The organism is Paenibacillus sp. 01T424, from assembly GCF_056398745.1.
This window is the reverse complement of the sequence record NZ_JBFTPZ010000045.1, coordinates 39,880-62,309: the sequence shown is the minus strand read 5'-3', so window position 1 is coordinate 62,309 and position 22,430 is coordinate 39,880. Positions and strand designations below refer to the sequence as shown.

The following is a 22,430-nucleotide window of genomic DNA, read 5'->3' as shown; positions in this document are numbered from 1 at the left end:
GATGAGTAACCGAATGGATTTATTTAAAAAAACATATAATGAAATCGATATTCCCGATCAGCTTGCTGCCGTTGCCGATGCAGCTATTCAAAGAGGCAAAATCGAGCGCAAGCGCACGAAACAAGCAAACTCAATCCGCTGGGTGAAACGTGTAGTTGTTGGTGCAGCAGCCCTTTTTATTCTTTTTACAATCAGCATTAATACGATGCCCGCTTTCGCTAGCAGCTTAGAAAAAATACCTGGACTTGGCCAACTCGTGCGTACTTTGCAGTTTAACAAAGGAAGCGCAGGTGGCGGTACAATTACGGACTCCACTGCTATTAATGTCATTTCACTCGAGAAAAAAGGCGATCTTGAGCATATTGTCATTCATTTTCAGCAAAACAATAAAGATCAGCAAATGACGAATTCTTTTAGCATAAACTATAGCCAATACCCTAATACGATGACTTTTTCAATTGGCGGTGTTAGACGATTCTCAGCCGAGAAGGACTTAGCGGAGCTAAAGAAAAGCAGTTTAATCGCGGACGCTTATCCATTAATTTCGCTCGACGACTCGCTGGTTCGCTTTAACATAACATTTAAGAGCAATGTAAGTTACGAGGTCAAGGAATATAAAGAACCGGCACAAGTTGTTCTTACGATAAAGCGGGACTCTGCAAAAACCAATCCTCCCACCGTTTATTCGCTTCGTACCGCTTCTTCCGCATTCGGAGAAACGCAAGGCATCTACGAAGAAATGTTAGCAGGCCTTGAAGGAGTACGAACGCTCAAAGATCAACAAGGGGGCTACTTCGTCGAAGCTGGATATTATAGCAGTGAAGAAGCAGCTATGGGAAAAATGCAGGAAATAGTTAAAACCTATGGCATCTCTGATCATTCGTTATACATTGAACAACGAGAAGGCATGCAATATCCCCAAGCAATTAACGCCAGATCAGACAACCAGTAATATCCAACATTTTATCCGTATATTTCCTTTGATTCTCTAAATCCGAATGTTGTATGACATTGATGTTCAAGCTCTTACATACCAATACGGATTTGTTATATAATATATTTAAGTAAGGACATGCTGTTCTTTCATAGCTTGTCCACTTAAACCTGTTTCGGAGGTAGTTGCTTACATGAAGAAGAAAAAGAAATTGAAAATGATTTACGTCTATATCGGTATCGTTGTTATTTTATTCGGTCTTATTACCGTTTTAAACAACAGTGGCAAGGTAAACGCCGTATACGACAAGCCCCTCTCCGAGCTGAACCCAGAAACACGCAAGCTGCTTAATGATCCTAACTATCAGAATATCATTTTGCCTGCTGAATTAGACAAGAAAGTGGCCGATAAGGAAGATTTCTTCGTTTACCTATTCGCTTCTGATTGTCCTCATTGCCAAAGAACGACGCCACAGCTTATGCCGCTTGTTGATGAGCTTGGAATTGACCTTCCGCAATTCAACTTAAGAGAATTCCCTAGCTATTTCAACAAATATAATGTCGAGTTTACGCCTACACTTGCTTATTTCAAAGATGGCGTTCAAATTGACAAGCTAGAGGGCGGACTTGCTGAAGAAGGAACTACCGGCTATAAACTAGATGATTTTAGAGCGTTTTTCAATAAATATTCGGGGGCTGAAACCAAATGATGAAGCGTCAGCGCCAAACGGCTGAGCAGATTACGGAGGAGCAAAAAAATTCACGCATTCGCAGCATCATGTATACTTTGCTGCTCGCATTCGCTTTTATTACTTTGCTCACCGCATGCGGCTTAGCGAACGACGACAAGGCAGGCGCTGAGCATCAACACGGTTCCGAAACATGGCAAACAACAGCATCCTATGATGAGCTGCCTGGTTTTTTAGCGGACTATACGCCGCATACGAGCGAGCTATATAAAGGAGTCCATGCTCACGCCGACATTATGAGCGGTATCACTTGTTATTGCGGTTGCTCAGATGGGTTAGCAGTTGAAACCCCGCATGACTCGCTTCTGCGCTGCTACGTTGCCGAACATCCTGCGGACGAGGGCGCTGTCACATGGACCAATCACAGTACCAGCTGCGGCATTTGTAAGAAAGAGATGGAAGAAGTAATCGCCTTAAGCAAGCAAGGCAAGACCAAGGAAGAAATACGTGCAGCCATCGATAAACTGTACAAACCAAAAAAATCAACAGATTAGTTAACGCTCATCTGCTGTATAAGTTGAAGAAGCTGTCCAACTAGGTCTACTCCGACCTTGCTGGACAGCTTCTTTTTTTCAAACATGTAATGCAACTAAGGTTTTATTTACTTATTCTTTCTTATTTGCTCCAATCAACGATTAATTTGGCCATTAATACGAGATCGAGAATATCAATGACCTTGTCGTTGTTCAAATCCCCAGATTTAACTGCATTCCAGTTGCTGTCGCCTTCCTTCGCACCATATGATTTTACGAGGATTGCTAAGTCAACGATGCTTACCTTCTCATCATTGTTATAATCGCCAGGGATATTAATAACCTCAAGTGCATGCGAGTCGCCAGCTATCGTTACTTCTTCCACACTGTCGGATAATACTGCTTTTTTCACTGTAATTTGAGTTGGGCCAGCCAAAGCTCCTGCCTTAGCTTGGAATGTGAGCTTCATCCAATCCCCATTCGCATTCGTCTGTGCCTCATTCAAATGGACTGCGATCAATCTTACTTGTCCATCCTTATCCTTCGTTTCTGGGATCAAAAATTTAGTTTCATCCATGGATACTGCTGAAACAAAGGTTAACTTGGAAGGATCATATTCAATCGTAATGTCCTCTGCCATAACGGGACCCACTACGTTTTCTAGACCGTAAGTAAGCGCAATGGAACCACCCACTGTTACTTTTGTTTCACCTTTTAAGCTGGCTTTTTCCGTCTGCTTGTCCTTCACGGTACCTGTAAAATCAATTTCACTCATGCTCGTAAAGGTGCCTGCTGCATTATAAGTGCTCTTTACAACAAATTTGATATATCTGCCGGAAATCGTTTTGTTAAGCGGTGTAAAGTCTTTATACGTACTGCCTGTCCACGATTTGCCAAAGGTGCCTGTCGCTTTATTGGCTTCATTCGCAAGGAACGCCGCGTCACTTAGATCTGACAAGCGATCAGATGCGTATACCTCAAAGTCTTTCGGAAATTCCAGCGCAGTTTGATTCATTCTGCTTGTTCTTTGAATGCCGCTCAAGCTATGGCTATTCTTTGAATCAATAATAACCCAATGAGGGAAATCTGCCGCAGGTGCCTCCCATTTGGAGTGCCAGATGGTCGCCAAATCACCATCGAGAATATTTGATGCAAATGCATCTTCATTATCCGCATAAGAGCTGAATGATTCGATTGCAAATGCCGATTTCGATAGGAACTGATAAGTCACAGATTCCTTTACCGCTTCCAAAGCGAGCATAAGATTCACATAAGCTTCATCGATTTCGTTAACTGGGCTTTCAGAAGTAAGCGCCGATGCACTGCTTAAAGCAGACCGAAGCTCCATCATCTTGGCAGCGGAATAGGTGACGCCTACAACACTTTCACTGGCAGCATCAAATGCCGAAGCATCAACCATCAACTTGTTAAGCTGCTCATACGTATAAGCAGGAATGATTTTGTAGGAATCAGATAAAGCCTTGATCTCCGTTGCAGTGAGCGTCCGTTTCCAAATTTTCAAATCGTCCATCGTAACATTGGCACCGCCGTTCCCTTTGTTGCCATCCGCGCCAATAATCGTATTAAATGCTGTGTCTATACTGCTCGTGCCAAGTGCAGTCATTTCTTTAGAGGCCTTCTCCACCCCATCGACATACACTTTGCCAACTTGATTTGCTCGGTCGACGGTGACCGTGAGCAAATGCCATTCACTTCCTACACTACCCGCCGAAGTATCCATTCGGTTCGTGCCGTCTGCAATGTTTAACGTCATTGCATTGGCTACAGCAGGTCCGATATACCAACCGACGTTTTTGCCGCTGTTCCAGTTTTTATTCGAAATGACCGTCTGATCACCAGATAAATTGCCTGTATGCCAGAACGATACCGTAAAGCTGCCACTGCCAAACTTCAGATCGCTGCGGCTGCCCAGATCAATATAATTCGCATTGCCTGCCGGAATGTAAGCTGCTTTATTCGATTTGCCCTGCACGTACGCAACGCTTCCGCGTGATACAGCCGAACCCGTCACGCCGCTCGCATCATCGTTTAAGTTGTCGTCAAACTTCATATCAACGACAAGGTCCTTCCACATCGTTTCAGGATCAATCGGCGTAAGCTCAGGCAGCGTGCCTCCCGTACGGAATGTATGCTGGATCGCGCTAGACTTGTTCCCGTAGCTGTCAACGGCATAAATGACCGCAGTATAGGTCGTTTGTGGATCAAGTCCGTCCAGGGGAATCGTCATCGCATTCGGGATCGGCGTAAAGAAATAGTCGGAGAACACATTAACCGATTTTGCGGTCGTACCCGTCCTTTTGTTCGTTAGCGTCAGCTCGTAATGATGCATGTTTTGGTCATCCTTCGCTTGATTGAAGCTCAGCTTAGGCGTGCCATCCAGATCCGTCACTTTCAGATCCGTCTCAGCAGGAAATTGTGGTGCTATTTTATTGCGATTTGCACTCGTATACTTGAAATTGCTTTTGATCTCTTGAATCGTGCTGCCTTTCAGTTCAATAACCCATTTCTCGCCAGCAATTGTACCGACGCTGTTGAATGGGGGAACCGGTGTCCAATCATCCATAATATCTGCTGGATCTGCATTAAAAGCAATTCTATCCACTTCAATCCGATCCGCATACACTTCAATAAAATCAGCCTGAGATACCGGAAATTCAAAGCGGCTGACAAGCCCTGCATTCGTTACAGCAGAGTAGCCATGCTCTGCTTCAATGTACGACATCGAGCCAAGATTCAGAGCCGTATAATCCTTCTGGAAAATAGAGCGTTCATCGCTGTTGGTCAGATGGGAGTGCCCCGACAACGTAATAACCTGCGGGTAACCCGCCAGATCACTGTTTAGGTTCGGATTGGACGCCTGCTGTCCATCCATTACCGTTCCTGTGATCGGCTGATGAATGCCTACAAAGATCGGTTTATTTTTGTTTAATGGATCAGCCGTAATTTCTGCCAATCTGCCCTTAAGCCAATTGCGCTGGCCTGTATCCGAGTTGTAGTTGTTTCCGTTCAAGAAGAAAAAATAATAACCGCCGATTTGAGTTTCATAATAGCCGTTGGCTTGTGATGTGAACCAATCCGCTGGATAATGCTCATTCACTTTTGCAACTGTCGCGTCATGATTTCCCATTGCAACATGCATCTTTGTATTGGTCATATTTTTTCTAGCTAGATTCGCTTGGAAAATTTCCCTTACCATTTGATGATCGTTCGGTTTGTCTCCCCCGTTATCGTTGATCATATCACCTACAACTAGGATGGCATCAGGATTTGGGAAGATTGATGCGATAGTATCGAAATAGCTTTCATATCTTGGATCACCTGTCGTGCGCGAACCTACATGAACGTCTGACATCGCTACAAATTGCAGCAGCGGCTTTTCACTTGTTTTAATCAGGTAACCAAACGTTACCGCTTTGCTCGTTACGCCATCCTTTATCGCAATCGCGCTAAGGTTTATGGTTTTGGCAATCGTGATTGGATTATTGTCAGCTTTTTTGCTTTTCTCGTTAGGCAGCGTTCCATCAAGTGTATAATAAATACTAGCATCACTTGTTTTAGAGCTTAATACAACCGCTATCGCAGCCTCGTAACGTCCTCCAGCGACAGATGCTTCAGGTGCTTGTACCGCACCATCGGCAGCGCTTGCTGATCGAACGAACCCTTGTGCATTGGAACATAAAACAGCCATAACTATGAAAACCGCTAAACTTYTCCTCCACTTAAAAAACAAATCAATCACTCCTTTTAATTTCTTGTTTCATGTGCATTATATATGTTTTAATTGGTTGTATTGTTAAACAGAAGTCATTTTAACGTTTGTTTATTGTAAATGATGGAATGGGCTCCACCTCCCTTGGACAATAAAAAAAGACGACTTCTCACTCTATAATGGAGTGAAAGTCGTCTTCAATGTTCATTTTGCCTAACTATCCTAAATCCAATTCACATTGGTTTTGCGCCTGCTTTTATGCTAGCTTTGGTTTGCTTTCTTAGCTTTCCCAATGGCTGTTTGAATATCAAGCGAAAGCTGATTAAGCTCATGATAGTCCTCTTTTTCAAATTTCTCGTTAAATTTCATTTGAAATTGAGCAGCTTCTCGAACCCGATTATAAAAATACAAATCTTGAATGCCTTTAAGCACCTTCGAGACCACGTTGGACTGCTCCTCGAATTCGGTCTGCGCATCCAAAATCTCTTTGCGTATGCTGGTCATTTCTGTATCCAGCTGCGATGCGGCTTCAGCCGCTTTCTTCAACCGCTCACGCACATCCTCAGGCAAGCTTTCTTTAAACTTGTAGTTTAATGAATGCTCGATTGTCGCCCAAAAATTCATCGCTAACGTCCGTATTTGAATTTCAGCCAACACGATTTTGTATCCTAGTGCTGTTTGAACCGGATATTCTACAATCATATGGTAGCTTCGGTAGCCGCTGTCTTTGAAATTCGTAATATAATCCTTCTCATATACAAGGGAAAGATCTTTACGCGTGCGAATCAAGCCAGCTACGCGGTGAATATCATCCACAAACTGGCACATAATGCGAATACCTGCAATGTCCTCTATACCCGTATCCAATTGATCCGAGGGGACTTTGAGACGCTTGGCCTTTTCCAGAATACTAGAAATTCGCTTAACCCGGCCGGTGACGAATTCTATCGGCGCGTAAGCTTCTCGTATCTTCAGTTCGACCCGCATCGTTTTAAATTTCACTTTAAGTTCTTCAACCGCTTGTTCATAAGGCTGTAAAAAAAGATTCCAGTCTCTACCGTCCATCCGGCCGCCTCCTGTTCTTAAACGTGATCTGCACCAACTGCTTCGGCAATATTGCGGTAGCCATCTTTGCGTAAACATTCCTTCAGTCCACTCGTTAGCTCTCGCAGCACTCCAGGCCCTTTATAAATAAGCGCCGTGTAGATTTCTACAAGTGAAGCTCCCGCGCGGATTTTATCGTATGCGTCTTGTGCTGTAAAAATGCCGCCCGAGCCAATAATGGGCAGCTTGCCTCCTGTTTGGCGATATACCGCCCGAATAACCTCCGTTGAACGATCTCGCAGCGGCTTGCCGCTGAGCCCGCCCGCTTCGCCAGCATTCGAATGCTGAAGGCCTTGGCGCGATAATGTTGTGTTTGTTGCAATTATACCTGAAACTCCGCTTTCCATAATAGTCGCAACGGTAAGCTCCATCTGTTCATCTGTCATGTCAGGCGCAATTTTGACGAGAACAGGTTTTGCTTTTGCTCCTGTTTTCGCCGCTTGCGTGTTTATTTCCTTTTTTACAGCGGCAAGCAAATTTCTCAGTTCTTCACCATGCTGCAAATCACGCAAATCCGGGGTGTTCGGAGAGCTGATATTGACGACAAAAAAGTCGCCGTATGTATACAATTCGCGTATGCAGGTCTGATAGTCCTCATGAGCAAGTTCATTTGGCGTTATCTTGTTTTTGCCAATGTTAACCGCTATCGGGATTCTATTTATTTTGCGGCGTGACAGCTTCTCTGCCATTGCCGCTGTGCCATCATTGTTAAAGCCCATCCGATTAATAAGCGCTTCGTCTGATGGAAGGCGGAACAATCGCGGCTGCTCATTGCCGGCTTGTCCTTTTGGCGTTACCGTACCTACCTCAGCAAAACCAAAACCTATGCTTGAGAAACCGTCCGCGGCTTTGCCGTTCTTATCAAGTCCAGCAGCAAGTCCAACAGGGTGCGGGAATTGCAGTCCGAATAGTTCTGTAGCAAGCTCAGGCGACTTTGCTACGCCATACATCGCATTCATCAGACCATTCAGTCCTGGAACTACACCGCCGGCTGCTAAGCCGTCAATCACAAGATGATGGGCCCTCTCAGGATCCATTCGAAAAAAAATAGGTTTTAAAATTGAAGAATAAATCAACTTACTCACTCCGATCTTAGATGTATGCTCTATCTGACAGTTTATCTTTTTTGCAGCAAAAAGAAAAGAGCCTGCACGCAAGGTGCAAGCTTCCATTGTATTGCGGCTTGTCTAGAAAACGATTACAATGAGATCATATTATTTATTACTATGAAATAGAGAGGTTGATTGACGATGAGTTCACCAAAAAGAAGACCGGCTACAATAAAAGCGAAACCGAAGGATGAAGTAAACAAAAAAGCGCTTGTATGGATTGGTTCAATCGTCGGCGTAGTTGTTGTAGCTGTCGCGCTGCTTCTTATTTTCACTTCGTAAGCGGTCTACGTCAACCATTTATAGATTTTCAAGGGATTGGTTTCGTTTTGGAGCGGCTCCAGCTGAAAGCGTTCTGCTGGCTGCTGCACCTTAGACGGAAGCGTCCCATTTTTTATTTTGACAACCGTTCCTAGCGGCACCATATCAAACAACTCCTCCACATCAGCTTTGCCCATGCGGATACAGCCAAGTGATTCGTCTTTGCCAATACTGCCGGGTTCATCCGTTCCATGAATCGCGTACAGCGTATTCGATAATGTCATTCCTCGGCTTCCGAAGTTTCCATCGTCACGCCCATTCGGATTTCTAACCTTTTCACTTATGTAGAAGCTTCCCTCAGGTGTTGCATCGCCTCCGAGGCCCACCTTATAGCTGCGCACAATGATATCCCCTTGAATAACAGCAAGTCGATAACTCGCTTTATCTACCACGACCTCTAGCGGCTGGCTCCACTGTTTATCCAAAATTCCATTTGTGCCTACTATCGGACTCGTTCTTTTTTCGCTTTCCTCTTGCTGCTGATTTCCTGCTGCTTGTTCTTGCTCTTGGATTGAACGGTTTTTTTGTGCCTGCGCGGCTTTCAGCTTTCGCAATACAGCCGGAAACATAGAGCGCATACCGCTGCGTTCCCCGGAAAGAACATTGTTCGGATAAGATTGAATGAGATCATCCAGCTTCTCCGGCCACTTTTTATATTTTTTCTCATATTGATAGATGCCGCTTGCAAGCGTCCAGTGCGTCTCTTGCTGCACGCTCCATTCCTTATATTGTGCTGCTGCCGAGCTCGCCTCAGAAGGCTCACACTCGCAGGTAAGGCGGTCATACATCGTTACATCCAGCTTACTGCTTCCGTTTTCCTTTTCTATAGACATGAGCAGTCTAGTGTTCTCTGTCCATTTCCGCCAGCCCTCATCTTCCTCAAGGCGAGCTGCAATGGTATGAAGAGGTGCTTGTTTGCCGGCTGCGATGAGGCTGTTCCATGCGCTGCCGACTGGATTTCGTTCTTTACGCGGTATAAACACAACGCCAATTGGATTCACTTCAACTACAGCTATCGGTTCAGGCTGCTCTGGCCTTTCCTTGAATACGGAAGTGCTAGCTGGAGCAAACAATGCAACGAGCAGGAACAATAGAGCTAATGCTCCTAATTTACGAGCTCGTCTTTTTTTCTTTTGCTGCAAATCCCAATCTTTAAGCAGCTGCAATTGATTTTCCGATAACGGATGACTTTCATGCTCGAAGGCATCGTATACTTCACCAGCTTGCAGGAAGCAATAATTCGCTTTGCCCTCCTTGCCAGCGAGCTTGTATTGCTTGCCTAACAAATACCAACCCATTTGGTTATCAGGGTGCTGCTTTACAAATTGCTTCAAATAAAAAATATCTTCCGGAGAGTCCATCCCCCATCCTCCCGACATGTGGTATATATCCTCTATATCGGCAGGCAGGGAGTTTGATTGTAATCCCGAGTCCATTTCTGTTTTTGCTGCATATACAAAAAAAGCTCCTCACCGCTGCATAGGCCAGCGAGGAGGAACTTTTTTATCATCACTCAAAAATTAGTAATTAAAAGGAACGTCTGCAATTTTGATTGAATCTGTCGGACAGCCGTCAGCTGCATCCTGCAAATCATCGAACAAATCTTCAGGAATTTCAGTGTTGCCTGTATTACCGTCAGCTTTATAAATAACTTCTGCAAGACCTTCGTCATCATAATCATAAATGTCAGGAGCAGTCGCTCCGCAAGCTCCACAAGCGATGCACGTATCTTTTTCAACCCAAGTAAACTTACCCATGGAAATCCCCTCCCAAATAAATAAACGGAATAATCTCGTCTCTGTACAGTCAAGCTTCATTCATCAATATATAACAAACTATCGTCCTTTTGCAAGGATGTACCGCGAATTCGTTTATTCCTAATTAAGGTTGAAGGATCATCACCAAGCATTCCTGCCGTCAAAACAGCATCTTCTCCATACTTGTCGCGGAGCTGATCCATCGCTTTAGTCAACGCTTCTTTTCTCGGCTGTTTCTCGTAGCTGAACAAATCAAGCTGCAAGGCAGTTTCCGCAAGCAAAGTGAGGTTCTGGAGCGTTATGCCAAGCAGCCGAATCGGTTCACCTTCCTTCCAATGCCGGTCATATAGCTTGCAAGCCTCCCTATAGAAATCTTCACTCGATTCCGTAGGTGCTGCAAGGGTGTGGGAGCGGGCAATCGTCGTCATATCCGGCTTGCGAATTGTGATTTGAACCGTGGTTGCGACCATCTTCTGCCTTCGCAGCCTGCGACCTGTCTGATCCGCCAAATTAAGCAGCACCCGGAAAACGTCGTCCCGCGATGTAATATCGCTTGGAAGCGTGGTCGTATGACCGATCGATTTGTTCCGTTCCCGATTTGGGTTAACTTCAGAATAATCTAGTCCATGGGCAGCTGATTTCATCCAAGAGCCAACTACGCCAAAATGCTTATTCAGCATCGTTTCTTCCGATGCCGCCAACTGGCCAATCGTCCGAATATTCAGCTTGCTAAGCTTATCAGCCGTTTTTTTGCCGATGCCAAACAAATGATCGCACGGCTTATCCCAAAGCACCTTTTGCACATCACGAATCCGCAGCACAGTCAGCCCGTTTGGTTTTTTCATGTCGGATGCCATCTTTGCAAGCAGCTTATTTGGAGCTAAACCAATTGAACAAGGAAGAGACCACTCAGACTTGATCCGCTGCTGCAGCGAAGCCGCAATATCAAGCGGCGAGCCGAACATTTTCGAACCGGTAATGTCCATATAACATTCGTCAATCGAAACAGACTCAACGAGCGGCGTATATTGTCTAGCGATTGCCATAAAGCCATGTGAATATTTGCGGTATAATGAAAAGTCCGGTTTGATTAATATAAGCTCAGGACAAAGTGTTAGTGCCTGTCTGACTGTCATTCCCGTCTTTATCCCTCTGCTCCGTGCTGCATAAGAACAAGTGACGAGGATGCCCTTTCGCTGCTCAACGCTGCCGGACACCGCAGTTGGTTTGTCCTTATATTTCTCCGGCTCCTCAGCCTCATGTACGGAACAATAAAAAGCATTCATATCTAAATGAATGATAACTCGGCCCTTAGCCGGATAGAACTCATTCGTATTCGTCATAATCGCGCAACACACCGCCTAACCTAAGCCATAAGCCTACATAAGCTTATCCACCCAAGCATACAATTCCAATAGGGTCAAGTCAACGAAGCACGCGTGAGCTGACAAAAATTCCTTTTGCCCCCTCTACTTTCAAGGCGACAAGTGTTATAATACTAAATTATGATTTGAAAAGGCATTCAGTGAAGGAGGCGTCCCGTTAATGACAAAAAACATATCTATATTCGATACGACGCTGCGTGACGGTACTCAAGGTGAAGGGATCAGCCTGTCGGCAGATGACAAATTAAAAATTGCCCAGAAGCTCGACACGTTGGGCGTTCATTATATTGAAGGCGGAAATCCTGGAAGCAACAGTAAGGATATTGAGTTTTTTCAGCGGATCAAAGCTTTCAATTTAAGCGCCAAAATTACTGCCTTCGGCAGCACTCGTCGCAAAAACAGTTTGGCAGAGCAGGATGCCAGCCTTGTTCGCATCGTGGAGTCCGGTGTTCCGGCCGCTACGCTTGTAGGCAAGTCATGGGATTTCCATGTACATACCGCCCTGCAAACGACTTTAGAAGAAAACATGTCGATGATTTTTGATTCCATTGCTTTTCTAAAGCAGAATCAAATGGAAGCCTTGTTCGATGCCGAGCATTTTTTCGATGGCTACAAGAACAATCCGGAGTATGCCATTGCTGTTTTGAAGAAAGCACAGGAGGCTGGCGCCAACTGGCTCGTCCTATGCGATACGAACGGCGGCACATTGCCTAGTGAAATCCATGAAATCGTTTCACGCGTGAAGCAGGAGCTAACGGCTCCTATCGGCATTCATACACATAATGACTGTGAGCTGGCTGTCGCAAACTCTTTAGCAGCAATCGAAGCCGGAGCACGTCAAGTACAAGGCACGATTAACGGCTACGGCGAGCGCTGCGGGAACGCGAACCTATGCTCCATCATCCCTAACTTACAAATCAAAATGAATTATGACGTTTTGCCAGAGGATAAGCTTCGCACATTGACGAGTACTGCTCGATATATCAGTGAAATTGCGAATGTCCACATGCCTGTTGGTCAAGCTTATGTCGGCAATGCCGCATTTGCTCACAAAGGCGGCATTCATGTCTCCGCCATTATGAAGGATTCCAAAACCTATGAGCATATTCAACCAGAGCTTGTTGGCAACAAGCAGCGTATTCTAGTCTCTGAGCTCGCAGGACAAAGCAATATCATATCCAAGGCGAAAGAGCTTGGACTTGATGTCAACGCAAATAATGAGAAAACAAAGCTCATTATGGATCAAATTAAAGAGCTCGAGCATCAAGGCTATCAATTTGAAGGCGCCGACGCTTCTATGGAGCTGCTGCTTCGTGAAGCATTCGGCAGCGAAGTAAAAGAATTGTTCAAGGTTGAATCCTTCAAAATGCTCGTAGAAAAAACAAACGGCCAAATGATTTCAGAAGCGATTGTAAAAATCAACGTTGGCGGCCAACAAGTTTATATGGCTGCTGAAGGCAACGGACCTGTCAACGCCCTCGATAACGCCCTGCGCAAGGCGCTGGTGCAGTTTTATCCGGAAATCGTTGATATCCATCTATCCGATTATAAAGTCCGTGTAATCGACGAGAAGGACGCTACAGCAGCTAAGGTGCGTGTTCTTATCGAGTCGACAGGACTAAACAATACGTGGAGCACAGTTGGCGTATCAAACAACGTCATCGAAGCAAGCTGGGAAGCTCTCGTAGACAGCATTCGTTATGCCCTGCTTAACATGGTAAAGGTTGACAGCACGCTCGTTGATCCTCACGATCGCATGGGCCTCGTCAATCATTAAAACAACAAAAAGAGTCGAACAGGCTGTTCACGCCTGCTCGACTCTTTTTTGTTGTTGCTGCCGACTACATCCATTTCTCAATCATGCGTTCCCACTCCGCATAAGGAATGACGCCATTGATCCGCTCTCTAATGACACCCTCACTGTCAATAAGGAACGTTGTTGGAAACGTATCTACCTTATACTGCTTCGTCACATCGCCCACCCGATCCATTAAGATTGGAAACGTGAACTCGTATTCTTTGACAAAGTCTCTAGCTGCCCGTTCTTTATCAAATTTCGTAGCATTAACGCCAACGAGTGAAATTTTTTCCCCGTATTGCTCATGCAACCGCTGCAGATCCGGCGCTTCCAGCTCACAAGGGCCACACCAAGATGCCCAGAAATTAACGAAGGTCAGTTTATCCTGTTTGCCCCCTATTTCATAGGACTTCTCATCAAGATCAGGGAGTTTAAAGGTTGTCGCTTGAAATCCTGCTTTCGGYTTAAAATCGACTGAAGTGGCTGCTAGCGCTGCTGAATCCGAGTCATCATTTTTATATTGAAATACAGCTAATCCTGCAAACAGCAACGCAATCGTAAATAGTGCTGCGACACGCTTCATGAGGTTCCATCCTTTTTTTCACATTTTCAAATGCCTATATCGCTTCATGGTATCATGCACCGTATAGAAGCTCAATACACAGGACAAATTAGCCATCAAAACGTCATTTTTAAAGAAATGGTTCTTATCTATTCTCTGACGACTATTATGGGTAAGTTAAGTATTATTCATACCCAGCCTTATTGAAGTTAGCGGACTTAAGCCTATTTCGTTATACTTAATTCATTCGCATTATAAAAAAGGAGGCATTGTGTTGGAATCACAGCAAACGCGTGGATGCATAACCAAATCGGCATACGAGCGGCTTATTCAAATATGTGCGGATGCTCAACCTTTAGAGGCATGCGGCATTATGGCAAGCAGCCAATCCTTACATTCCATTGCCACTGATCAAAATGAAGCCATTATAGATATCGTTATCCCCATAACTAATAATCATAACGATCCCATGCATTCGTTCTCGTTTGACCCGACCGAGTGGACCGCTGCTTATTATGACATGCAAAAAAACCGACAAACGCTTGTCGGCTTATTTCATTCGCATCCGCGTACTAAGGCTATTCCGTCTTCTAGCGATACTGACGGTTTCCTGCCCGCTTCGGAGCTTTCCTATTGGATTGTTTCACTGGAGAACATGAAATCGCCTGACGTTAAGCCCTATCGCCGCTCGGAAGGTTCATTTATTCCACTGCAGCTAGTGCTTGCTTAAGTAGGCATACAGATCGCCGAGTGTCGTAATATTTCGTTCCAAAATACGCGTCAAATAGTTCCGCCACAGCTTTGCTGTCATGATTGAATCCTGCAAAGCATGATGCCGCTCTGTAATTGGAATACAGCAGCTCTCAAGCAAATCATCGAGACTGTATCCTTCCAGATTGGGCTCGAGCCATTTGGCCACCATCATCATGTCCAGCACTCTGTGGTTCAAATTAATCTTTGACGTCCTCCACAATGCCGCGTTCAGAAATTGCTTATCGTGGCCGGAAGCATGAGCGATAAGCAGCCTTCTGCCGACAAACTCCATAAAATCATGAAGCACCTGCATCAAATCAGGAGCATCCTGTACCATTTCATTCGTAATGCCGGTTAGTTCGACTATCACTTTCGGAATTCTTCGTTTAGGATTCACGAGACTATAGAAGGTTTCACTTTCAACAAGTTCGCCATCTCGAAACAATACAGCGCCAAATGAAATAATTTCATCTCCGTTATTCGGATAAAAGCCCGTTGTCTCTAGATCAAAAACAATGACCTCCAGCTCTCGAAGAGGCATATCGAACATTGACTGCTTGCGCTGCTCTTTGTTGACATTCCGAATAAACGCCATTTGCTGCGCATTTTGCGAGCCTAGCATAGAAGCGATGGCAGGCGTAAATCCTCCCATTTTGTATAGGTTCCACATGCGACCGACGCCTTTTTGTTCCTTCATTTCTCCACCGCCTTACGTAAACCTGCCCATTGTTTGCTTAAAAACCGTTCGTTGCAGCCTCTTGCCAAGACGCAGTCCGCTCTTAAGCTCATCCGTCATTTCCTTCGTAAGCTTATGGCTCGACAGCTTTCCATTGTTGGCATATAAGCCATCTGCGTTTTTCTCAGTCGTCATTAGACGGAGCCGGAGAAAAATCCGAAAAGCTTGATCATAAATAGCCCCGTCAGCTGATGACATCTTCCCTGCCTTTACAAGCATTCTAATTCTTTCAAGCGTAGAGGTTTCACGGATGCCTTCTTGTATGGATAATAGCCGAATCGAATTAACCATAGGAATATAGGCGCCATATTTAATATCCAAGCTTCCCGCTTCCTCGCCATACTGCTCCTTTAGCAATTGGCCAAAAAAGCCTAACAGCACCTTATGCCGAAGCGTATTATCCAGCATCCGCTGCAGGATGATCTGGTGGTTAAGCATATCAATAAAAAACAATTCTTTAAGCTGTTCAACGAGCTTATAATCACCGTAAATACAGCGGCCATCAGCAATAATAAGCAAATAGCGCACTGCCTCCCAAGCAGGCTCTTCAAACCAAGCACCCAGTTTAACGCCCCACTCCGAAATGGACAAACACCAGTCGGAGTTGCTGCTAAGCACATTGCCCTCACAAGGCGGGTAACCTACATTTTGGAGATTTTTTACAATGAGCGCACTTAAATTCAAAAAATAGTTCTTAACTTCTGTTGAATCAGCCACTGGATCCTGATAGACAACTCCGCTGTCTTGATCGCTTGACAAAGTTTGCTCTTGCCGACCGCCGCTGCCGAACAATACATATGCGTAAGGCACGGGGGGAGAACCATTCCCCCTCCGTGCCATTTCCGCTTCTGCGAGGATAATCGAGCGCTGAATCACCGCATCGTGCACCTCATTTAATTGTTCATTAAATTGTTCGACTGGACGCGTTGGGAGAAGAGCCTCCATATGCTCGTGAACCTGATCCCGCAAGTTTCGCAGCCTATCCACATGATCAGCTGAACCAATCTGCTTAAGCAGCTGCAATCGCACCGGATCACTCATGCGACGCTCTCTCCTTTCGGTCAGTCCATCGCGTATCTTCTATTAGCCTTGAATGTTTTGACCAGCTTTTTTCATTTGCTCAGGATAACCATAAGCTCCATGCTCACTCAGGTCAAGACCGATAATTTCTTGCTCCTCTGTTACGCGGAAGCCCATCACAAGCTTCATAATACCTAGAATAAGGAATGATGCAGCGAGTACGAATGCGCCAACGACTACTACCGATTCGAATTGAACCCAAAGTTGCTTCCAGCTGCCTGTGTCGACCAAGCCGCCTGTGCCTACGCCCACTTTATCAGCGAGTTCTTGTGTTGCAAAGATCCCGTTGGCAAGCGTACCCCACACACCAGCCGCGCCGTGTACAGATAGAGCATAGATAGGATCATCAACTTTAACTTTCTCGAAAAATTTCACACTGTAGAACACGAGCACGCCAGCCACTAAACCGATTACAACTGCCGCCCAAGGAGCGACGTAAGCACAAGAAGCTGTAATTGCAACTAGACCTGCTAGCGTACCATTCAGCATAGCCGTAATGTCAGCTTTGCCTGTTACTGCCCAAGAAATAAGAAGTGCTGCAACGCCGCCTGCGCCTGCTCCAAGCATCGTGTTGAATGCTACATATCCAAAAAATCCATCGCCAATCGCTACCGTGCTGCCTGCGTTGAACCCAAACCAGCCCACCCATAGAAGCAATACAGAAAGTGCTGTGAATACTTGGTTATGTCCCAAAATCTCATTCGCAGAGCCGTCTTTGTTAAATTTACCAATACGAGGTTTAAGTAGTACAGTCGCTGCAAATGCTGCAAGCGCACCCGTTAAGTGAACAACTGTGGAGCCCGCAAAATCTTGTGCTCCATCTTCAGCGAGCCAACCGCCGCCCCAGATCCAGTGAGCTACTACAGGGTAGATTATGGCAATGAAGAATACAGTAAATACGATATAAGCTGAAAGTTTAGCTCTTTCTGCAAAACCGCCCCATGCTATGGAAAGCGAAACCGCTGCAAATGCTAATTGGAACAAGAAGAATACAGTACTTGGATAGCTCTCGCCTTCACCAGCTGCTAGGGATGGATCGAAGAAGAAATTGCCCCAGCCGATCAATGCGTTAATTCCGCTATCGCCGCCAAATGCGATGCCGTAGCCGAAAGCCCAATAAATAAGTGCTGCCAAACCCGTTGTGAAAATCGTTTTGCCAGCAACGTGACCAGCATTTTTCATCCGTGTTGAGCCTGTTTCAAGAAGAATAAAACCGCCTTGCATGAGAAGAACAAGAATGAATGAGAGCATAACCCATAGAGAGTTGAGACCCATGTTCAACGTTGCTGCGGAAGGATCCTCTGCAAACGCCATTACCGGGAACAAGAAGGTGAAGATTCCTAAAGCTAACATCGTTTTCTTAATCATTACGACCACTCCCTAAATGTTATATTTCCTTACACGTTAAGAAAGACTTAATGTCATTATAGTCAGTAGTGCTCAATTTGACAATACGTTTTAACTATTTTTATAAAAAAAATCAAACGTTCGGCATATAATCTAACACGAACGTTAAGAAATGAGGCAAATCAACGCCAAAATCGTCAGCTGAAACTCCTTATTCTTCGCATTTTCACTCTATATAGGTATTGGTTCCTACTTTTTCTAGTTAAAAACGCAAATCACTATGACTCACACCCGTTTCATGTCACCTAAATTACGTTATATAGAAGAAACACATGAAAACGCCCTGTCGAAATTGAAAATTGACACTAAAATTGTATAGTCATGTAACACGTTTGACTGTATGGTTACTTTCCTATTATCATTAGAGGAACAATAGTTATACGTTTTCCCATAAGATGGTGATTGTGAAATTCACCTCAATAGGTAATGATGTTCTTTTAGACATGACGAGCTAAAACAACAAACCTGTTCTTTGTCGACACATCATCTCAGAATGAGATGAAACATAAGCTTAGTACGCAAGCGGAATCTAGTTTACTTATATTTTGAACGAATGGAGGATTTGAAAATGTATCGTATCGGAGAACTATCCAAGCTTGCGCAAATCAGTGCACGAACCATTGATTATTACACTTCAATCGGTCTAATAGAGCCTGCAGAGCGTTCCGCCAAAAACTATCGCCTCTATTCTGATGAAACTTTGCAGCGTCTGGAACGTATTGAACAGATGAAAAAAGATAAATATACATTAGATGAGATTAAGGCCACAATTGAAAGCTGGAGCAAGATTACACCTGAGGAGCAGGTCTCACGTAAGCTTACGGACTTGCAGTACCATCTAAGCCAGCTCGAGCGTGAAGTGAAGGAGTTAGAGCCTGTTATTAAGAAGCTCAAGCCTCGTCAAGCCAATCACCTCTACACGCGTCTTATGCCGCAAACCGCAGCTTGCATAGAGGCACTTATGCTTCTCATTAACAAAAGCTCCCTCATGTAGCTATACATTTCATCAAAAATTGGAGGAATGACTCAATGGCGTTTATCTATGTTTTAATCGTACTTGCATTTATACTAACAATTTGGGCTCAATTCCGAGTCAAAGGAACGTTTAAAAAATGGACGCAAGTTCAAGCCAACAGTGGTTTGACCGGTTACCAGGCAGCACGAAGAATGCTTGATTCTAACGGACTTCATGATGTTCCGATCGAGCCAGTACGCGGTACACTAACCGATCATTATGATCCGATTCACCGAGTTGTACGTTTGTCGGAGCCTGTGTATTATGAAAATTCAATTTCAGCGATTTCAGTCGCTTGTCACGAAGTCGGCCATGCCATACAGCATGCGGAGCATTACCCAATGCTCGTGCTCAGACATCGTATATTCCCAGTCGTGAATTTTGCATCCGGCGTAGCACCATTTTTATTTATTGCCGGTATTCTATTCTCAGCACTTAACCTAATTGGGCTTGGCATCATATTTTTCTCAGTAGCAGTTGCCTTTCAGGTCATTACACTTCCGGTTGAATTTAATGCGAGCAACCGAGCAAGAGACATTATGGTTGCTGAAGGGTTCATAACGAATGATGAGGAACGCGGGGTCGCAAAGGTGCTTAACGCAGCGGCTTTAACGTATGTAGCAGCGGCTCTCTTGTCCTTGCTGGAGCTTGTCAGATATATCTTAATCTTCGTAGGCGGCAGCCGTCAAGAATAAGCTTCCGTGCCTTATAGCTAAACAAAAGAGGAGCAGTTCCCCTTCGGTCTTCATCGACCGACAGGAACTGCTCCTCTTTTGTTTGTTCTTTTATCTATTTTATCGTGTTCTGGAAATAACGAAGCAGAAAACCGTGAAACACTTTCGCAACTAAAGGCAATTTCTCATTTGAACGCTGAATAAGTCCGATCGTACGAGTCACCTGAGGTTCGATCACCCTTACTTTAGTCGGCTGCAATGGCCCTGTATAGTGAAGCGCCATCTCTGGAAGAAGGCTTACGCCCATCCCAGCGGCTACCAAACCACGAATCGTATCCGTCTCTTCCCCTTCAAAACCGATTTTCGGCGTAAAACCTGCCTCTTGGCAAGCTCCCCAAACGATCGGCCTAAGCGAATACCCTTCGCTGAACAATACGAACGTCTCATGCTCCAGCTCTTTCAGTTCAATCGATGCTTTGTCTGATAAACGATGCCCCGGCGGCAATATCGCATATAGCTCCTCTGTCAGCAATACTTCGCCGCAAACGAATTCATGTTCATCAGGGAAAGGAGATATAAACGCCAAGTCAATCTCGCCTTTCACCATGTCACGAATAAGCGATGGATACATCCCCTGCTTAAATTTAAATTTCACATTCGGATGGAGCTTGCGGAAAGCTGCCACAACCTGTGGAATTAATGAGATCCCAAGGCTATGCGGGAAGCCCAGTCTAATTTCACCCTTCTCGKGGTCAAGAAATTCATGTATTTCAATGACAGCACGTTCCAGATCAGCCAATATCACTTCAGCCCGCTTTAGAAAAAGCTGACCGACTGGTGTGAGCTGCAAATTTCTACCTTTTTGAACGAACAGTTTTACGCCAAGCTCTTCTTCAAGCTGATGAATCTGCCGGCTTACTGCAGATTGCGCCACATGCAGCTCTTCCGCCGCTTGCGTTACATGCTCTTTTTTCGCTACTTTTACAAAATAATGAAGCTGACGAAGTTCCATACCGGTTCAATTCTCTCCCGTACTTACATAGTTTTTATGAGTATCGCTGTTTCTTTTGAGTCTTTATTCGGTCAAAGAAATGGTAGAGCAAGAAGCCTGCAAGAGCGCCGCCAACATGTGCCCATAAATCCACTTTGGCAACTACAATCGAATAAATAACCCCAAATATTAATATCGTGTACACCGTTTTACGAGAGCTCTCGTCAAGCTGAGCCTTGCGGAACAACGATATGAACAGAAAGGCGCCATACACGCCGTAAATAGCCCCAGAGGCTCCTACACCCACATGACCATAAAGATCGTCTTGCAGCACATTTACGAAAGCGCTCATCGCATTTCCCGCAATCCCACAAAGCAAATAAAATATAATATATCTCGTTTGTTTAAGCAGATACTCTAGCGGCGGTGCAAACACGAGCAAAGCAAACATATTGTAGAGCAAATGCTCAAATCCCGCATGCATGAACATGCTTGTTATATAACGCCATGGCTGTTCTAATCCAAATGGATCATTCACAGGGTCAGTATAAAACGCACCATAATTGTATGCATGCAATTGATCATTAGGATCGCCATTCCATAATACGACAATAAAATAAATAATATTCAATAAAATTAATATTGATGTTACGGGATACATCTTTAAGTAAGAGCGAAAGCTCTCATATCGCAAGAAGATCACGAGTACATCCCCTTTCTCAATCCAACAATTGGACAAGGTTGTTTCATAACGATTATAATAAATCTGGTATTGACCATATCTTATTAGAGGAGGAAATTTACAAATGACACAAGAACGTAATGGAGCTGCCACATTCAAAGGCAACCCGATCACATTAGTAGGACCAGAACTTAAAGCAGGGGACAAAGCCCCAGATTTCAATCTTAACAAATCACTTGTTGAAAATGTTTCCCTCAAGGACTACTCCGGTAAGATCAAACTAATCAGCGTTGTGCCTTCAATCGACACTGGCGTTTGCGATGCACAAACTCGTCGCTTTAACGAAGCTGCTGGCGAACTAGGCGACAATGTTGTTGTCCTAACGGTCAGCGTTGACCTACCGTTCGCACAAGCACGCTGGTGCGGTGCTGCAGGTATCGACAAAGTTGTGCTGCTGTCTGACTACAAAGCGCATAGCTTTGGTGAATCATATGGCGTATATATTAAAGAACTTGGTTTGGATCAACGTTCGATCTTCGTTATCGATGCTAATGATACGATCCAATATGTTGAATATTTGCCTGAAATGACAGAGCACCCGAATTACGAGCAAGCAATCAACGCTGTAAAAGCACTCGTGTAAATTCAAAACAAAGAAGTTTTTCAGCACTATTGCAAACAAAGCGAGTGAAGGCTACCCTTCCTCGCTTTGTTTATGAATTAATTATTTACTTTAAATGCAGCTAGCTTCTTATCAAGCGTACGATATAAATCCATAATGACTCTGTAATTAGAACCAAGATCCCCTAATGAGCCGCGGGATGCTGAATAAATATCGACAGCTGATTGGAGCGGATTTACGCTAATAACGGAAACGGTAATGTCCATCGTTCTTCCAAATGCTGTGCGCTTCTCCAGCACAATCTCCCCTACGGATTGCACCTCATGAAGCACCTTATATCCTTGCATTTTCTTAAGAGTCGATATCACTTCTTCCCAAGCCTTATCTTTCGACAGCTTGTAGAAATGAGATTTGAGCATTGGATCCTTAGCCCTGTCGCCCGTCTGTTCATGACTGCGCAGCAGCCCGATCAAGGTCCGCTTCAACAACAACGATCTCCCCCTCCGGCATCTATGTACATTACTCTATATGATACCATGATTTGTCCCA

Annotated in this window: 22 protein-coding genes; 9 read left to right on the top strand and 13 right to left on the bottom strand. The window is 44.7% G+C overall.

Going from position 1 to position 22,430, the window contains the following annotated elements; all coding sequences use genetic code 11:
• The 3 genes from AC1DPK_RS27170 to AC1DPK_RS27160 all read left to right on the top strand — a co-directional run.
• Positions 1 to 952, top strand: a 952-nt coding sequence (locus AC1DPK_RS27170; protein WP_477512231.1) for a DUF4179 domain-containing protein, incomplete at its 5' end; no start/stop codon positions are given.
• A gap of 175 nt (positions 953 to 1,127) precedes the next feature.
• Positions 1,128 to 1,643 (top strand): thioredoxin family protein, encoded by a 516-nt coding sequence (locus AC1DPK_RS27165; protein ID WP_076266845.1) that lies wholly within the window; start codon positions 1,128 to 1,130, stop codon positions 1,641 to 1,643.
• Entirely contained in the window at positions 1,640 to 2,176 is a 537-nt protein-coding gene (locus tag AC1DPK_RS27160; protein ID WP_477512230.1) for a PCYCGC motif-containing (lipo)protein, read from the top strand. Before AC1DPK_RS27165 ends, AC1DPK_RS27160 begins: the two co-directional genes overlap by 4 nt.
• Before the next feature lie 121 nt (positions 2,177 to 2,297).
• On the opposite strand, the gene AC1DPK_RS27155 is transcribed toward AC1DPK_RS27160, so the two are convergent.
• The 3 genes from AC1DPK_RS27155 to AC1DPK_RS27145 all read right to left on the bottom strand — a co-directional run bounded on the left by AC1DPK_RS27155 (position 2,298) and on the right by AC1DPK_RS27145 (position 8,065).
• Entirely contained in the window at positions 2,298 to 5,906 is a 3,609-nt protein-coding gene (locus tag AC1DPK_RS27155) for a LamG-like jellyroll fold domain-containing protein (RefSeq protein WP_477512229.1), read from the bottom strand.
• Positions 5,907 to 6,146: 240 nt separating this feature from the next.
• Entirely contained in the window at positions 6,147 to 6,950 is an 804-nt protein-coding gene (yjbM, locus tag AC1DPK_RS27150; RefSeq protein WP_076266843.1) for a GTP diphosphokinase, read from the bottom strand.
• Between the two features lie 17 nt (positions 6,951 to 6,967).
• Positions 6,968 to 8,065, bottom strand: coding sequence for a quinone-dependent dihydroorotate dehydrogenase (locus AC1DPK_RS27145; RefSeq protein ID WP_477512228.1), 1,098 nt, complete (start codon positions 8,063 to 8,065; stop codon positions 6,968 to 6,970).
• 174 nt (positions 8,066 to 8,239) lie between these two features.
• Here AC1DPK_RS27145 and AC1DPK_RS27140 point away from each other — a divergent pair, with 174 nt between their 5' ends.
• Positions 8,240 to 8,380: a hypothetical protein gene (locus AC1DPK_RS27140; RefSeq protein ID WP_179089760.1), complete on the top strand. Its 141-nt coding sequence runs from the start codon at positions 8,240 to 8,242 to the stop codon at positions 8,378 to 8,380.
• 5 nt (positions 8,381 to 8,385) lie between these two features.
• Here the strand turns inward: AC1DPK_RS27140 and AC1DPK_RS27135 are convergent, their stop codons facing one another.
• The 3 genes from AC1DPK_RS27135 to AC1DPK_RS27125 form a co-directional block, all read right to left on the bottom strand.
• Complete coding sequence (locus AC1DPK_RS27135; protein ID WP_477512227.1) at positions 8,386 to 9,780, bottom strand: L,D-transpeptidase; 1,395 nt, start codon at positions 9,778 to 9,780, stop codon at positions 8,386 to 8,388.
• A 159-nt stretch (positions 9,781 to 9,939) separates the two neighbouring features.
• Positions 9,940 to 10,176, bottom strand: coding sequence for a ferredoxin (locus tag AC1DPK_RS27130; protein ID WP_053376893.1), 237 nt, complete (start codon positions 10,174 to 10,176; stop codon positions 9,940 to 9,942).
• Positions 10,177 to 10,232: 56 nt separating this feature from the next.
• The gene (locus AC1DPK_RS27125) at positions 10,233 to 11,519 is read right to left on the bottom strand and encodes a DNA polymerase IV (RefSeq protein ID WP_441881032.1); all 1,287 of its coding nucleotides are present in this window, start codon (positions 11,517 to 11,519) and stop codon (positions 10,233 to 10,235) included.
• Between the two features lie 202 nt (positions 11,520 to 11,721).
• On the opposite strand from AC1DPK_RS27125, the gene cimA reads away from it, so the two are divergent.
• Positions 11,722 to 13,338 carry a citramalate synthase gene (gene cimA, locus AC1DPK_RS27120; RefSeq protein ID WP_076266839.1) on the top strand — a complete coding sequence of 539 codons (1,617 nt, stop codon included), beginning with the start codon at positions 11,722 to 11,724 and terminating at the stop codon, positions 13,336 to 13,338.
• 64 nt (positions 13,339 to 13,402) lie between these two features.
• On the opposite strand, the gene AC1DPK_RS27115 is transcribed toward cimA, so the two are convergent.
• Positions 13,403 to 13,942 (bottom strand): TlpA family protein disulfide reductase, encoded by a 540-nt coding sequence (locus AC1DPK_RS27115; protein ID WP_441881031.1) that lies wholly within the window; start codon positions 13,940 to 13,942, stop codon positions 13,403 to 13,405.
• Between the two features lie 253 nt (positions 13,943 to 14,195).
• On the opposite strand from AC1DPK_RS27115, the gene AC1DPK_RS27110 reads away from it, so the two are divergent.
• Positions 14,196 to 14,651 carry a M67 family metallopeptidase gene (locus tag AC1DPK_RS27110; protein ID WP_441881030.1) on the top strand — a complete coding sequence of 152 codons (456 nt, stop codon included), beginning with the start codon at positions 14,196 to 14,198 and terminating at the stop codon, positions 14,649 to 14,651.
• Here AC1DPK_RS27110 and AC1DPK_RS27105 read toward each other — a convergent pair.
• From AC1DPK_RS27105 to AC1DPK_RS27095, 3 genes are read right to left on the bottom strand one after another with little or no spacing between them, the layout of a single operon-like run.
• Positions 14,637 to 15,371: an exonuclease domain-containing protein gene (locus AC1DPK_RS27105; RefSeq protein WP_477512226.1), complete on the bottom strand. Its 735-nt coding sequence runs from the start codon at positions 15,369 to 15,371 to the stop codon at positions 14,637 to 14,639. The two genes, AC1DPK_RS27110 and AC1DPK_RS27105, sit on opposite strands and share 15 nt — an antisense overlap.
• A gap of 12 nt (positions 15,372 to 15,383) precedes the next feature.
• Positions 15,384 to 16,451, bottom strand: coding sequence for a DUF294 nucleotidyltransferase-like domain-containing protein (locus tag AC1DPK_RS27100; protein WP_441881029.1), 1,068 nt, complete (start codon positions 16,449 to 16,451; stop codon positions 15,384 to 15,386).
• 42 nt (positions 16,452 to 16,493) lie between these two features.
• The gene (locus AC1DPK_RS27095; protein WP_477512225.1) at positions 16,494 to 17,858 is read right to left on the bottom strand and encodes an ammonium transporter; all 1,365 of its coding nucleotides are present in this window, start codon (positions 17,856 to 17,858) and stop codon (positions 16,494 to 16,496) included.
• Positions 17,859 to 18,465: 607 nt separating this feature from the next.
• Between AC1DPK_RS27095 and AC1DPK_RS27090 the strand changes: the two genes are divergently transcribed.
• Both AC1DPK_RS27090 and AC1DPK_RS27085 read left to right on the top strand, forming a co-directional pair.
• Entirely contained in the window at positions 18,466 to 18,891 is a 426-nt protein-coding gene (locus tag AC1DPK_RS27090) for a MerR family transcriptional regulator (RefSeq protein ID WP_372238962.1), read from the top strand.
• A gap of 35 nt (positions 18,892 to 18,926) precedes the next feature.
• Positions 18,927 to 19,607, top strand: coding sequence for a zinc metallopeptidase (locus AC1DPK_RS27085; RefSeq protein WP_076266832.1), 681 nt, complete (start codon positions 18,927 to 18,929; stop codon positions 19,605 to 19,607).
• Between the two features lie 94 nt (positions 19,608 to 19,701).
• On the opposite strand, the gene gltC is transcribed toward AC1DPK_RS27085, so the two are convergent.
• Together gltC and AC1DPK_RS27075 are read right to left on the bottom strand one after the other, a co-directional pair.
• Positions 19,702 to 20,598, bottom strand: a complete 897-nt coding sequence (gene gltC, locus AC1DPK_RS27080; RefSeq protein WP_477512224.1) for a glutamate biosynthesis transcriptional regulator GltC — start codon at positions 20,596 to 20,598, stop codon at positions 19,702 to 19,704.
• A gap of 34 nt (positions 20,599 to 20,632) precedes the next feature.
• Positions 20,633 to 21,280 carry a rhomboid family intramembrane serine protease gene (locus AC1DPK_RS27075; RefSeq protein ID WP_477512223.1) on the bottom strand — a complete coding sequence of 216 codons (648 nt, stop codon included), beginning with the start codon at positions 21,278 to 21,280 and terminating at the stop codon, positions 20,633 to 20,635.
• 103 nt (positions 21,281 to 21,383) lie between these two features.
• Here AC1DPK_RS27075 and tpx point away from each other — a divergent pair, with 103 nt between their 5' ends.
• A complete protein-coding gene (gene tpx / locus AC1DPK_RS27070) occupies positions 21,384 to 21,902 on the top strand; it encodes a thiol peroxidase (protein ID WP_076266829.1) in 519 nt (172 codons plus the stop codon).
• Positions 21,903 to 21,979: 77 nt separating this feature from the next.
• On the opposite strand, the gene AC1DPK_RS27065 is transcribed toward tpx, so the two are convergent.
• Positions 21,980 to 22,369 (bottom strand): DUF1499 domain-containing protein, encoded by a 390-nt coding sequence (locus tag AC1DPK_RS27065; protein ID WP_083681704.1) that lies wholly within the window; start codon positions 22,367 to 22,369, stop codon positions 21,980 to 21,982.
• Positions 22,370 to 22,430: the final 61 nt, after the last annotated feature.